The organism is Mesorhizobium sp. CNPSo 4689, from assembly GCF_057784325.1.
Window position 1 is genome coordinate 1 of record NZ_JBWLUZ010000029.1, and the last position, 13,273, is coordinate 13,273.

A 13,273-nucleotide genomic window follows, 5' to 3' on the forward strand; every position below is an offset into this window, starting at 1 on the left:
ACCCTGCATTGAAACAGAGATGAGTGCCCGCCCGCCCATGTCCCCTTTGAATCGCGAGACCAGGACTGTAAAACACCTCGATCTGTCGGAACGCGGCGCGAGCATCGAGATGGTAACGGACTTCTCACAGGTGCTCGTCGTTGGGAAATCACCGATCAACCGGGTCGTGGTTTCGAAAATCGTCGAGAAATCCGGGCTCAAGCCGATCTCGGAGTCGCCCGAGACGGCGGCGAAGGCGCTGCGTTCCCTCATCCCCGGCGCGATCGTGCTGGACGGGGGAGCCGACAACAAGGACTGCGACACGCTGCTGTCCGGCATCGACGCGCTGCGGCGGACCTCGGGCAGGGCACTACCCTCGGTGGTCCTGCTTTCAACCAAGAATGGCACGCCCGAGAGCCTCGGCCTGTCGAGCGTGATCGATGTCGTGGTCGCCAAGCCGATCACACCCGAAAGGCTACAACCGGTGATCGACCGGTTGATCGGATTGTGCCGTAGCTGACGGTTTGAATTTTCGGCGGCCGGTTCAATGGCCGCGATGTCATCAGCCTGGTGTCGTGATGCTCTCCACCAGAGCGGGCAGTTCGCCGAGATCGGCGATCTGGCGAAAGCGCAGCGCGGCCGACGGCGGCTCGACATGTTCGAGCACCCAGGTCAATTCATGCGGCACGTGGATGCCCCAGCTGCCGGCCTCGATGGCCGGCACCACATCGGACTTGAGCGAGTTGCCAACCATCATGCTCTTCTCAGGCCCGTCGCCATGACGGCCGAAGATCCTGGTGTAGGTGGCCGCGCTCTTGTCGCTGACGATCTCGACGGCGTCGAACAGATCGCCGAGGCCCGATTGCGCCAGCTTGCGCTCCTGGTCGAAGAGATCGCCCTTGGTGATCAGCACCAGGCGATAGGCGCCGGCGAGCCTCTCTACCGTCTCGCGCGCATGGGGAAGCGGCTCGATCGGGTGGCTCAGCATCTCACGGCCGGCGGCGAGGATTTCAGCGATGACGGGCGCCGGCACGCGACCCTCGGTGATTTCGATCGCCGTCTCGATCATCGACAGGGTGAACCCCTTGATGCCGAAACCGTAGACGCCAAGGTTGCGCCTCTCGGCCTCCAGCAATCTTGCCGAAATGTGTTCCGGCTCGCCATGATCGGAGAGCAGCCCGGCGAAGCGCTTCTCGGTCATGCGGAAGAACTGCTCGTTCTGCCACAGCGTGTCGTCGGCATCGAAGCCGATTGTCGTCAGTTTTGGCCTGTCTTGCATTCGACGCCTTCCACCCTGGGACCGCCCGAGTCTGCGGGTGGCCAAAACCTAAGCTGCCTGCAGCGATTTTCAACTGGCGGGGCGTACGGCAACCGGCTCCCCTTCCCTTCCATCGCCGGCCACGGCTATACTCGGCAATCCGCAACCCAATCTGGTGAATGATGCCGCCTGCGAAAAAGGAAGTCCGTCCGTCGAGCCGCGGAGGACGTGTCCGTACGCCTGCCTTTGTGAAAAACCAACGTGGCGTCAAGAACTGGAAGGAAGTCAGCGCCTGGCTGGAATGGCGCGGCATCGAAGACATCGAATGCATCACCCCGGACCAGGCCGGCGTCGCCCGCGGCAAGATGATGCCGTCGAAGAAGTTTACCTCCAACACCTCGCTGGCGCTGCCTTCGGCGGTGTTCATGACGACGATTTCCGGCGGCTACCCGGAGGACGGCAACGGCTTCCACTATCCGGAGGACGACGGCGACCTCAAGCTGATGCCCGACCTTTCGACACTGACCGTGGTGCCTTGGGAAGAGGATCCGACGGCCGCGGTGATCTGCGACCTCGTCCACCAGGACGGCCGCTCGGTCGAGTTCACACCGCGCAATGTGCTGAAGCGCGTGCTTGCAGCCTATGACAAACGCGGCCTGAAGCCGGTGGTGGCGCCCGAGATCGAATTCTACCTGGTGCGCAAGAACCCCGATCCGGATTATCCGCTGACGCCGCCGGTCGGGCGCTCAGGGCGGCCTATCGGCGGTGGCGCCGGCTATTCGATCGCAGGCGTCAACGAGTTCGACGAGCTGATCGACGACATCTACCATTTCTCTGAGAGCCAGGGCCTGGAGATCGACACGCTGATCCATGAGGAGGGCGCCGGTCAGCTCGAGATCAATTTGCGCCATGGCGACCCGATCGAACTCGCCGACCAGGTGTTCATGTTCAAGCGCACCATCCGCGAGGCGGCGCTGAAGCATGAGATTTATGCCACCTTCATGGCCAAGCCGATCCAGGGCCAGCCCGGCTCGGCCATGCACATCCACCAGTCGATCATCGACAAGAAGACCGGCCGCAACGTCTTCTCGGCCGAGGACGGTTCGGAAACGGACGCCTTCTTCCACTTCATCGGCGGCATGCAGAAGCATGTGCCGAACGCGCTGGTGATGTTCGCGCCCTATGTCAATTCCTACCGCCGGCTGACGCAGGCGGCCTCGGCGCCGGTCAACAACAAATGGGGCTACGACAACCGCACCACGGCCTTCCGCGTGCCGCGCTCGGACCCGGCGGCGCGGCGCGTCGAAAACCGCATCCCCTCCTCGGACGCCAATCCCTATCTGGCGATGGCCGCGTCGCTCGCCTGCGGGCTGATCGGCATGACCAACAAGATCAAGGCCGAGCCGCCGGTGCTGACGACCGCCAATGAAGACGAGATCGACCTGCCACGCGGCCTGCTCGAAGCCGTCGACCTGTTCGAGGCGGACGAAGAGCTCGGCGCGCTCCTCGGCAAGTCGTTCACCGCAACCTATGCGGCGATCAAGCGGGCAGAATTCGAGACCTTCATGGAAGTGATCAGCCCGTGGGAGCGGGAGTATCTGCTGCTCAACGTCTGACCGATCATGAATTATCAATCTCCGATTTCACCCGGGCGGTCCTGGTATGAGGACACGGCCGGACCAAGGCCCGAGTACCCGTCGCTCGATGGCGACCGGACATGCGACGTCGTCATCGTCGGTGGCGGCTTCACCGGGCTGTCGGCGGCGGCGCATCTGGCCAAAGCGGGGGCCAATGTCGTGCTGATCGAGGCGCATCGTTTCGGCGACGGCGCGTCGGGCCGCAATGGCGGCCAGCTTGGTACCGGCCAGCGCGCCTGGGCCGAGGAACTGGAGGCGGAATACGGCTTTGCCCGCGCCAAGGCGCTGTTCGACCTTGCCGAAGAGGCCAAGGCGCACCTCCTTGAATTCGCTGCCGTCAACAACATCGAAATCGACTACATGCCGGGCCAGATGTCGGTGGCGCACAAGCAGCGTTACGTCGACGACTACAAGGCGCATGCCGAGATCATGGCGAACCGCTTCAACTATCCGCATATGACGTTCATGGACGCCCGTGAGACGGCGAAGCGGCTGGGTTCGACCGCCTATTTCGGCGGCACGCGCGACACCGGCACGGGGCATATCCACCCGCTGAAGCTGGTGATCGGCACGGCAATGGTGGCGGCGGAAGCGGGCGCCCAGCTGTTCGAGCAAACGCCGTCAACCGGCATCAGCTCCAGTGGCGGCAAGGTAAGGGTCACGACACCGAAAGGCACGATCACTGCTGAAAAATGCCTGATCGGCGTCAACGCCTATGGCGGCACGCTCGAGCCAGTGAGCGCCGCGCACATCATGCCAATCGGCTCCTTCATCGGCGCTACAGTGCCGCTCGGGACTGACACACAAGTGCTGCCGGGCGGCGAGGCCGTCGACGATTCCCGCTTCGTCGTGCGCTATTTCCGCAAGACCAGGGACGGCCGTCTGCTGTTCGGCGGGCGCGAGATCTATGCCGTCAACGATCCGAAGGACATCCATATCCACATCCGCCGGCAGATATCGGAGCTCTATCCCGAGTTGAAGGATGTCGAGATCACCCATGGCTGGGGCGGCTATGTCGGCATCACGGTGCCGCGCAAACCGTTCGTGCGCGAGGTGATGCCGAACGTCATCTCGGCCGGTGGCTATTCCGGCCACGGCGTCATGCTGTCCCACTTCTTCGGCAAGCTCTATGCCGAGACGATCGCCGGCAATCGCGACCGGCTGAAGCTGATCGAGGACCTGAAGATACCGCCCTTCCCCGGCGGTCGACGTTTTCGCACGCCGCTGCTGTTCCTGGCGCTCAACTGGTTTGCGCTGCGGGACAGGATCTAGAAAAGGCATCTCCACGCGGAATCAGACTGTTAAGTCTGCTGTTGGCTTGCCCCAGCGACACGTTGCAGAATCCTTAACAAGTGTGCAAAATTCCCGGTTAGGGCGCACTGATGCCACAATCGCCGGCAAAAGGTAGCGGTTCTGGGCTATCAAACGGGGACTTCCGCGGGCTTGCCCGCTTAGGTTTTGGGACCGATGCCGATCGAAAGCCGCATTTCTGGCGCCGATCGAAAGAACGTCGGCCCGTATGTTGGAGGTAGTGGAGTGAACGAGCCCTTCAGTTTCGGTGCGCCGGAACGGCGGCGCTTCGCCATGCAGTTCGGTTATGAGATGCGGCCCTCTTTCTGGCAGGGAGTCCGCTCGAACGCACATCTGGTGATTGCAGCGGTCGGCACTGCCGCGCTGCTTGGCGTCGCGGGTGTGGCGCTATGGCTGGCATTGCCGGCCAACGACCGGCAAGCAATCGCGAGCCCCGCGCAGACCGTTCCAGCCGTTCCGGTGAAAACAACGAAGATTGCGCCCCCGACCGCGAATGCGACGGTGGCTGCGGCTGCACCGCAGGCAGCGCGCAAGGCCGACGCGGTTTCACCCGCGGTGGCGGCCAAGGAGGCCAGCATCCCGGCGCTGGCGGCCAATGACCCGCGCTGGTCCGGTGCGGACACGGAAGCCGCGTCCGCCAGCACGGCGACCGCCACCTCCGAGCAGGCGGCAAGCAAGCCTGCTGACGATAACGCCAAACCGTCGGCAGCGGCCTTCGCCGAGCCGGCAGCGAAAAACGACGCAACGACTGCGCTGTCCAACGTCGCCGCACCAGAGGATGGAGCGACCGACGACAGCATGGACGGCGCACAGACCGCCGCAATTCCCACGCCAAAGCCGCAGGTTGCGGCAGCGGCCGCGAGCCAAGCTGACGACAGCCAGGCCAAGCCACAGAAAGCGAGCGCCGCTACCGGACGCATCCTCAAGGCCGTCACGATGCGGGCCGGCCCGAAACAGAAAGCGGCCGCGATGCTCACCGTGCCAGCCAAGACTTCGGTGCAAGTCATAAGCTGCAAGAAATGGTGCCAGATCGTCTATAACGGCAAGCGCGGCTGGGTCTACAAGACCTACATCAAGACTGGCGCCTGACGATCGGCAGTGGCGGTTAAGCGCCGGATAGCAGCCGGACAGCCGGGCGATCAGTTTCCCGGCGGTCGCAGCTCAGATGCAGCGCCCGCCATCGACCTCCAGCGCCACGCCGGTGATGAAGGCAGCCTCGTCCGAGGCAAGCCAGAGTGCAGCGTTGGCGATATCGAGCGGCGTTGAGAGCCGGCCGAGCGGGATCGAGGCGCGGAACTTCTCGCGGATCTCGGGCGTGTCGGCGCCCATGAATTTCTCCAGCATGCCGGTCTCGCCGGCGACGGGACAGAGGCAGTTGACGCGGATGTTCTTCGGCGCCAGTTCAACCGCCATCGATTTGGTCGCTGTGATCGCCCAGCCTTTCGAGGCGTTGTACCAGGTGAGGCCGGGCCGGGGCCTGAGACCGGCCGTGGAGGCGGTGGTCAGGATGACGCCACCGCCTTGCCGCTCCATGATCGGCACCACGGCAAGCGCCGCGTGGTAGATCGCCTTCATGTTGACGGCGGTGATCAGGTCGAAAGTCTCTTCGCTGACATCGAGCATGTCGCCGTTGCGGTGGGTGTAGCCGGCATTGTTGACCATGATGTCGATGCGGCCGAAGGCGCTCTTTGCGGCATAGACCATCTCATCGAACTCGGAACGTAGCGAAACGTCGGTCTGGGTCCAGATCGCGGCCTTGCCGATCTCGGCGGCGACGCGTTCCGCGCCCCTGGCATTGAGGTCGGCGACAACGATTTTGGCGCCCTCCTCGGCAAAGCGCCTGGCCATGCCTTCGCCGAAGCCCGACGCCGCACCTGTGATGATGGCGACCTTGTTTTCCAGGCGCATGCTTTTCTCACCCATGATGAAGACAACCCATTGCGCCGGCCACAACCCTCGAAAGATGTGCGGCAAACGCCAATTTCTCCTTTGGCTTTCGTCACAATCCCGCTCTATGTTGCAGGTGCGAAGGCTTCCCGGAACCATCGTCCGTCGACAGACCTCCGGCTTGTGCCAGTGTCAAGGGGCACACTCCAGACTTAGATGTGACACCATGGCACTGGAAAATTTAAATCGATTAGATTATATCAGCCCCGTCAATGCGACCGGCGTCAAAGCGGACAGACCATGACCAGCCAGATCATACCCGTCGATCCTTTCGACTTCATCATTTTCGGCGGCACCGGCGACCTGTCGGAACGCAAGCTCCTGCCCTCGCTCTACCATCGCCAGCGCGACCACCAGTTTTCCGAACCGACGCGGATCATCGGCACCTCGCGCTCGAAGATGACCGACGAGGAATTCCAGGCCTTCGCCAAGCAAGCGATATCGGATCATGTGAAACCAGCCGATATCGACGCCAAGGAGCTGAAAACCTTTCTGGCGCGGCTCTCCTATGTCTCGGCCGACGCGACCACCGGCGCCGGCTTCGACAAGTTGAAGAAGGCGATCGGCGACAGCGACCGCATCCGCGCCTTCTACCTGGCGGTGGCGCCGGCACTGTTCGGCGACATCTCGCACAAGCTGAAAGAGCACAATCTGATCACGCCGAACTCGCGCATCGTGCTGGAGAAGCCAATCGGGCGCGATCTCGCCTCGGCACGGGCGCTCAACGATTTGGTCGGCGACGACTTCCACGAAAGCCAAATCTTCCGCATCGATCACTATCTCGGCAAGGAGACGGTGCAGAACCTGATGGCGCTGCGTTTCGCCAACGCGCTCTACGAGCCGCTGTGGAATTCGGCCAATGTCGACCATGTGCAGATCACGGTCGCCGAAACGGTCGGCCTGGAAGACCGCGTCACCTATTACGACAAGGCTGGCGCGCTGCGCGACATGGTGCAGAACCACATGCTGCAGCTGCTCTGCCTCGTCGCGATGGAGGCGCCGTCGTCGATGGACGCCGACGCGGTGCGCGACGAAAAGCTGAAGGTGCTCAGGGCACTGAAGCGCGTCAATGGCAACGAGGCGCCGAAGCACACGGTGCGCGGCCAGTATCGCGCCGGTGCCTCGGCCGGCGGGCCGGTGAAAGGCTATGTCGAGGAACTCGGCAAGGACAGCAACACCGAGACCTTCGTCGCCATCAAGGCCGAGATCGGCAACTGGCGCTGGTCGGGCGTTCCGTTCTACCTCAGGACCGGCAAAAGGCTGGCGACCCGGGTTTCGGAAATCGTCATCGAGTTCAAGCCGATCCCGCACTCGATCTTCGGCGATAGCGCCGGGCCGATCTTCGCCAACCAGCTGGTCATCAGGCTGCAGCCCGACGAAGGCGTCAAGCAGTTCATCATGATCAAGGATCCCGGTCCGGGCGGCATGCGGCTGCGCCAGATTCCGCTCGACATGAGCTTCGCGCAATCCTTCGACGGACGCGCGCCGGACGCCTATGAGCGGCTGATCATGGATGTCGTGCGCGGCAACCAGACGCTGTTCATGCGCCGCGACGAGGTCGAGGCCGCGTGGAAATGGATCGACCCGATTCAGAACGCCTGGGAGAGCGCCAGGCAGGAGGCGCAGGGCTATACGGCCGGCACATGGGGGCCATCGGCCTCGATTGCGCTGATCGAACGCGACGGGCGGACATGGCACGAGAGCAATTGAGCGACGCCGGCTTTAGCTGGAACGGCTTTGCCGATCGCCCGGAGCTGGCGGCCGCACTCGCCGGCCATGTCGCGGGCCGCCTGACCAAGGCGATCGCCGAGCGCGGCACCGGGTTGCTCGCCGTCTCCGGCGGCACGACGCCGGCGAAGTTCTTCGCCGCGCTCTCTCATATTCCGATCGCCTGGGACAAGGTCACGGTGACGCTGGTCGACGAGCGTTTCGTGCCGGCCTCCTCGCCGCGCTCGAATGCCGGACTGGTGGCCGCCAACCTGCTGCAGAACGCGGCCGCGGCCGCACGTTTCGTGCCGCTCTACCATGAGGCGACAAGCATCGAGACCGCCGCGGCGTCCGACGACGCGGCATTGCAGTCGCTGCCCTGGCCGCTCGACGTCGTCGTGCTCGGCATGGGAGGCGACGGCCACACCGCGTCGTTCTTTCCCGACGCGGACGACCTGGCCACATTGCTCGACCCGTCCTCGCCAAGGATCGTTCTGCCGGTCCACGCGGACAGCGCCGGCGAGCCGCGGCTGACGCTGTCGCTGGCGCGTATCGTCGCCGCCGGCTTCATCGCGCTCCATATAGAAGGCCAGGAGAAACGCAGCGCCTTCGAGAACGCCATGGGGCCGGGACCGCAAAAGCCGATCCGTGCCGTGCTCGAGGCGGCGCCCAGCGCCGTAGAGGTTTTCTGGGCACCCTGATTTTCAACTCGCCAATGGTCCCGGCAGACGGTGGGAGGATGTTTTCCGGGACTTGAAAGGACCGACCGCCATGACAGCCAGACGCGACATCGAAGCCATCACCGAACGGATCCGCCAGCGCTCCAAGCCAGGCCGCGAACGCTATCTCGGCCGCATCGCCGAGGCGTCGAACCGCACCGCCAAACGGGCGGTGCTGTCCTGCGGCAACCTCGCGCATGGCTTTGCCGTCTGCAGCCCATCGGAAAAGGTGGCGCTTGGCGGCGACCAGGTACCGAACCTCGGCATCATCACCTCCTACAACGACATGCTGTCGGCGCATCAGCCGTTCGAGACGTTTCCGGCGCTGATCAAGGAAGCGGCGCGCGAGGCCGGCGGTATCGCCCAGGTGGCCGGCGGCGTGCCGGCGATGTGCGACGGCGTCACCCAGGGACAGCCCGGCATGGAGCTGTCGCTGTTTTCGCGCGACGTAATCGCCATGGCCGCCGCGGTCGGCTTGTCGCATAACATGTTCGACGCCGCCGTCTATCTCGGCGTCTGCGACAAGATCGTACCGGGGCTGGTAATCGCCGCACTGACCTTCGGCCACCTGCCGGCAGTGTTCGTGCCGGCCGGACCGATGACGACAGGTCTGCCCAACGACGAAAAGGCCAAGGTCCGCCAGCTCTATGCAGAGGGCAAGGCCGGGCGGGCCGAACTGCTCGAGGCCGAGTCCAAATCCTATCACGGGCCGGGCACCTGCACCTTCTACGGCACCGCCAACTCCAACCAGATGTTGATGGAGATCATGGGCCTGCATACGCCGGGCGCCTCGTTCGTCAATCCCGGCACGCCGCTGCGCGATGCGCTGACCCGCGAGGCGACGAAGCGGGCGCTGGCGATCACCGCGCTCGGCAATGCCTATACGCCGGTCGGCCGCATGATCGACGAGCGCTCGATCGTCAACGGCGTCGTCGGCCTGCACGCCACCGGCGGTTCGACCAACCACACCATCCATTTGATCGCCATGGCTGCCGCGGCCGGCATCGCCATTACCTGGCAGGATATTTCCGACCTGTCGGAAGCCGTGCCGCTCTTGGCACGGGTCTATCCGAACGGCCTTGCCGACGTGAACCATTTCCACGCCGCCGGCGGGTTAGGCTTCCTGATCCGCGAGCTGCTCGACGAAGGCATACTGCACGAGGACGTGCAGACGGTGTGGGGCGAAGGCTTGAGGCCCTATGCGGTCGAGGCTAGGCTCGGCGAAGACGGCAGCGTGGTGCGCGAGGCCTCGCCGCTGGAGAGCGGCGACGAGAAGGTGCTGGCGCCGTTCGCAAAGGCATTCCAGCCGACCGGCGGGCTGAAAGTGCTTTCAGGCAATCTCGGCCACGCCGTCATCAAGACGTCCGCCGTGAAGCCGGAACGGCGCGTCATCGAGGCGCCGGCCAAGGTTTTCGATAGCCAGCAAGGGTTGAACGAGGCGTTCAAGGCCGGGACTTTGACCGGCGACTTCATCGCCGTCATCCGATTCCAGGGGCCGAAGGCCAACGGCATGCCGGAACTGCACAAATTGACCACCGTGCTCGGCATCCTGCAGGATCGCGGCCAGCGCGTGGCGCTGGTGACCGACGGTCGCATGTCGGGGGCTTCCGGCAAGGTGCCGGCGGCCATCCATGTGACGCCGGAGGCGGTCGAGGACGGCCCTATCGCCAGGATCCACGAGGGCGACATCATCCGCCTCGATGCCGATGCCGGAACGCTGGAAGTGCTGGTGCCGGGGACGGAATTTGCCTTGCGCCGCACGGCGGATGCCGACCTCATCGGCAATGAATTCGGTTTCGGCCGCGAGCTGTTCGCCGGGTTCCGGCAACTGGTCGGCCGCGCCGACCACGGCGCCAGCGCCTTCGGAACAGCTTGAAGGACGCCTTGTCCTCCTCATGAAAAAGGGCGGCTTGCGGCCGCCCTTTTGCGTTCGCCCATAGGATCCTATTGCACCGTCAGTTCGGATCGCTCGCCGGCCTTGACCGTTACGGTGCCTTCCTTCGAGCTGTTGTCCGATTTCTCCGACACGACAGTATAGTCGCCCGCCGGTATCGCCGCCTGATACTTCTGGTCGTAGGCATAGCCGAGCGACTTGCGGTTGCCGTTGATGTCCTTCTCCATCTCGAAAATCTCGATCTTCGAGGCTCCGGGCGCGGTGATCGCCAGCACGCCGGCATCCAACGCAACCTTTACGTCCTGAAACTCGCCGACCTTGACGGTGAACGGCTGCTCGACCACGGCGAGATCGACCGTCGCAATCAGCACGTAGTCATTCGGCGGCAGATCGAACTTGCTGTCGGGCCCGTAGGAATAGGTGACCTCGTCCCTGGTTCCGTCGATCTTCTTTTTTGCCTTGAGCACCTTGAAGCCGATGCCTGAGGCGTCGGCCTTGTCGCCGCCGGCGGTATAATAGGCATTGGCGACGACACGGCCGACACCGGCGATCATGTCCTTTTCCACGGTCTTGCCGGCAGCCAGCGCAATCGTCTCTGTGACCTCGCCCTGCCCGATCGTGACGGTCACTTTCTCGTCACCGGCCGGCAACAGGACTTTCGTTGTCCCATAGTAGGTCGCAGGGTGATCGGCGCCCGGATAGTCAATGACGACGGCCGCGCCATCGACGACGTCCGCCCCCGGGCTCGGCCGCGGATGAATGATGAGCGTGCCGGCATTCAAGGTGAAGAGCGGCGTGTAGACCTGGCCCGCCTCGATCTTGATCTTTTGCTCGACCTTGGCCTCGCCGTCCTGGGCGACGACGACGTAGTCGCCCGGCTCCAGATTGCCCTTGTAAGCGCCATATTGGGTGGTGACGGATTCGCCGCGCGTGCCGTCGGACCCAGCCTTGTAGATCTCCCAGGCATTGCCGTCGGTGAGCGGCTCGCCGCCTTCGGCCATAACGACGGTCGGGATGAAATTGAACTCCGGTTTGACAGGCTCCGGCGCGGGCGCCGGCTCAGGGGCCGGAGCAGGTTCGGGCGCCGGTGCCGGCGCCGCCACCGTCTCGACCAGCGCTTCCTGCAGCGCTTTCTCGTCGGAGGCCTGGATGTATTTGCCGCCGGTGTTTTCCGCGAGGCAGGCGATCTGCTTGCCCTCATCGGCGGTCAGCCCGAAGCCGACGACGTCGGCGGTGAAGTCGATGCCGGACGCTTCCAGCTCCTTGCCGAGCGCGCAAGGGTCGCCGCCGCAGGTTTCAAGCCCGTCGGTGATGATAACGACTGTTGCCTTGTCCTCGGTGTATTTCAGCGCCTCGGCCGCCTGCTTGACGGCGGAGGTGAGCGGCGTCTTGCCGAGGAATTTCATGCTGTCGGCGGCGGCCGAGATCGCGCTGGCCGAGCCGGCCTGCGGCGGCACGATGAGTTCGATGTCGTCGCAGCTGCCCTTCTGGCGATGGCCATAGGCCATGAAGCCGATTTCCGCGTCGGCCGGCACCGACTGCAGCACGTTGCGCAGCGATTCACGCGCGATTTCGAGCTTCGGCCTGCCGTCGATCTGAGCCCACATGGAGCCTGACGCATCGAGAACGATGACGACCTTGCCGGCGGCAAAGCCAACCGAAGTCATTAACAAAAGGAGGATCGCCGCAGCGACGCTCCGCAAAAGTCCCGCCATCAAAATCTCCCGAGATCGCCCTCTGGTCCGCGCCGGAAAGGTATTTGACCCGGCGTCAGGACACAAGTCCGAGACTGCGAGAACCGCAGGTCAATAGGTCGTGCGGCGCTCTTCGGAAGGCGGGCGACCGAATTGCAGCCGATAGCTCTGGGCAAAATAGGAGTGCGAGGTGAAGCCGGTGGCGATCGCCACGTCGAGGATCGGCATATTGGTCTGGCGCAGCAATTCGCGCGCCCGCTCGAGCCGCAGCCGCATATAGTAGCGGCCGGGCGTGACGCTGAGATGGCGCAGGAACAGGCGCTCGACCTGGCGTACCGACAGGCCCGCCGATTTGGCGAGCTGCACCGCCGACAGCGGCTCGTCGAGGTGATCGGCCATCAGTTCGACGATGCGCCTGAGCTTCTCCGACTTGCCGGTCAGGTCGCGCTCCGGCCCGACCCGCTGGCGGTCGCCGGCGGAGCGGATGCGCTCGTGCTGGAACTGATTGGCGACGCCGTTGGCGAGGTTGGAGCCGAAATCGCCGCGCACGATCTCCAGCATCAGGTCGATCGAGGTGGTGCCGCCGGCGCAGGTATAGCGCTTGCGGTCGATTTCGAAGACGTTGCCGGTGCAGTTGATGTCGGGGAAGCGCTCCATGAAGCCGGCGCGGTTCTCCCAATGGATAGTGCAGCGATAGCCTTCGAGTTGCCCTGCTTCGGCGAGCAGATAGGAGCCGACCGAGAGCGCGCCGAGCGCGTTGCCGCGCCGGCCCCAGTTGCGCAGCGCCGCCAGCACCTTGCTCTTGCCGGGGAATTCGGTGGTGAGCCCGACCGAGACGAACAGGATGTCGACAGGAGGCAAGTCGGCGACAGAATAGTCGATCTTGAGCGGCAAGCCGTTGGAGGCCATGACGGCGTCGCCGTCGGCCGAGACCGTCGTCCAGCCATAGAAATCGCGGCCAAGCAGGCGGTTGGCCGAACGGAAGGTGTCGATCGCCGCAGCCAGCGAAAACATCGAAAACTTGTCGACCAGCAGGAAGGCGAACTGCCGGCCGCCTTGAACGGGTTCGTTCGTGAGCGGCCGTTCGACGGAAGCAGTAAGGTTTGGCAACGCTCAAGCTTTCCGGG

General features: G+C 64.1%; 11 protein-coding genes. 7 read left to right on the forward strand and 4 right to left on the reverse strand.

Annotation, left to right across the window (positions count from 1 at the left end; genetic code table 11):
- Positions 1–37: 37 nt before the first annotated feature.
- Positions 38–499, forward strand: coding sequence for a response regulator (locus AC04SI_RS26190; RefSeq protein ID WP_488475206.1), 462 nt, complete (start codon positions 38–40; stop codon positions 497–499).
- A gap of 42 nt (positions 500–541) precedes the next feature.
- Here the strand turns inward: AC04SI_RS26190 and AC04SI_RS26195 are convergent, their stop codons facing one another.
- A complete protein-coding gene (locus AC04SI_RS26195) occupies positions 542–1,258 on the reverse strand; it encodes an HAD family hydrolase (RefSeq protein ID WP_488475162.1) in 717 nt (238 codons plus the stop codon).
- 158 nt (positions 1,259–1,416) lie between these two features.
- Here AC04SI_RS26195 and AC04SI_RS26200 point away from each other — a divergent pair, with 158 nt between their 5' ends.
- The 3 genes from AC04SI_RS26200 to AC04SI_RS26210 all read left to right on the forward strand — a co-directional run bounded on the left by AC04SI_RS26200 (position 1,417) and on the right by AC04SI_RS26210 (position 5,274).
- Positions 1,417–2,853, forward strand: a complete 1,437-nt coding sequence (locus tag AC04SI_RS26200) for a glutamine synthetase family protein (protein WP_404281113.1) — start codon at positions 1,417–1,419, stop codon at positions 2,851–2,853.
- A gap of 6 nt (positions 2,854–2,859) precedes the next feature.
- The gene (locus AC04SI_RS26205) at positions 2,860–4,146 is read left to right on the forward strand and encodes an NAD(P)/FAD-dependent oxidoreductase (RefSeq protein ID WP_488475163.1); all 1,287 of its coding nucleotides are present in this window, start codon (positions 2,860–2,862) and stop codon (positions 4,144–4,146) included.
- Positions 4,147–4,410: 264 nt separating this feature from the next.
- Entirely contained in the window at positions 4,411–5,274 is an 864-nt protein-coding gene (locus AC04SI_RS26210) for an SH3 domain-containing protein (RefSeq protein ID WP_488475207.1), read from the forward strand.
- Positions 5,275–5,346: 72 nt separating this feature from the next.
- Here AC04SI_RS26210 and AC04SI_RS26215 read toward each other — a convergent pair whose 3' ends face one another.
- The gene (locus tag AC04SI_RS26215) at positions 5,347–6,093 is read right to left on the reverse strand and encodes an SDR family oxidoreductase (protein ID WP_040582923.1); all 747 of its coding nucleotides are present in this window, start codon (positions 6,091–6,093) and stop codon (positions 5,347–5,349) included.
- 279 nt (positions 6,094–6,372) lie between these two features.
- Here AC04SI_RS26215 and zwf point away from each other — a divergent pair, with 279 nt between their 5' ends.
- From zwf to edd, 3 genes are all read left to right on the forward strand, one after another.
- Positions 6,373–7,842 (forward strand): glucose-6-phosphate dehydrogenase, encoded by a 1,470-nt coding sequence (gene zwf / locus AC04SI_RS26220; protein WP_006202754.1) that lies wholly within the window; start codon positions 6,373–6,375, stop codon positions 7,840–7,842.
- Complete coding sequence (pgl, locus tag AC04SI_RS26225; protein WP_488475164.1) at positions 7,824–8,540, forward strand: 6-phosphogluconolactonase; 717 nt, start codon at positions 7,824–7,826, stop codon at positions 8,538–8,540. The genes zwf and pgl overlap by 19 nt, the downstream gene beginning before the upstream one ends.
- Positions 8,541–8,610: 70 nt before the next feature.
- Entirely contained in the window at positions 8,611–10,434 is a 1,824-nt protein-coding gene (edd, locus tag AC04SI_RS26230) for a phosphogluconate dehydratase (RefSeq protein ID WP_488475165.1), read from the forward strand.
- A 68-nt stretch (positions 10,435–10,502) separates the two neighbouring features.
- Here edd and AC04SI_RS26235 read toward each other — a convergent pair whose 3' ends face one another.
- Positions 10,503–12,167, reverse strand: coding sequence for a vWA domain-containing protein (locus tag AC04SI_RS26235; RefSeq protein ID WP_488475166.1), 1,665 nt, complete (start codon positions 12,165–12,167; stop codon positions 10,503–10,505).
- A 90-nt stretch (positions 12,168–12,257) separates the two neighbouring features.
- Positions 12,258–13,256 (reverse strand): GlxA family transcriptional regulator, encoded by a 999-nt coding sequence (locus tag AC04SI_RS26240; protein WP_481838759.1) that lies wholly within the window; start codon positions 13,254–13,256, stop codon positions 12,258–12,260.
- Positions 13,257–13,273 lie beyond the last annotated feature (17 nt).

Bases quoted from the DNA above. Each gene is read 5' to 3' on its own strand.
- AC04SI_RS26235 (WP_488475166.1), bottom strand. From the start codon at position 12,167: ATGGCGGGACTTTTGCGGAGCGTCGCTGCGGCGATCCTCCTTTTGTTA.
- AC04SI_RS26205 (WP_488475163.1), top strand. From the start codon at position 2,860: ATGAATTATCAATCTCCGATTTCACCCGGGCGGTCCTGGTATGAGGAC.
- AC04SI_RS26215 (WP_040582923.1), bottom strand. From the start codon at position 6,093: ATGCGCCTGGAAAACAAGGTCGCCATCATCACAGGTGCGGCGTCGGGC.
- AC04SI_RS26200 (WP_404281113.1), top strand. From the start codon at position 1,417: ATGATGCCGCCTGCGAAAAAGGAAGTCCGTCCGTCGAGCCGCGGAGGA.
- zwf (WP_006202754.1), top strand. From the start codon at position 6,373: ATGACCAGCCAGATCATACCCGTCGATCCTTTCGACTTCATCATTTTC.
- edd (WP_488475165.1), top strand. From the start codon at position 8,611: ATGACAGCCAGACGCGACATCGAAGCCATCACCGAACGGATCCGCCAG.
- AC04SI_RS26195 (WP_488475162.1), bottom strand. From the start codon at position 1,258: ATGCAAGACAGGCCAAAACTGACGACAATCGGCTTCGATGCCGACGAC.
- AC04SI_RS26190 (WP_488475206.1), top strand. From the start codon at position 38: ATGTCCCCTTTGAATCGCGAGACCAGGACTGTAAAACACCTCGATCTG.
- pgl (WP_488475164.1), top strand. From the start codon at position 7,824: ATGGCACGAGAGCAATTGAGCGACGCCGGCTTTAGCTGGAACGGCTTT.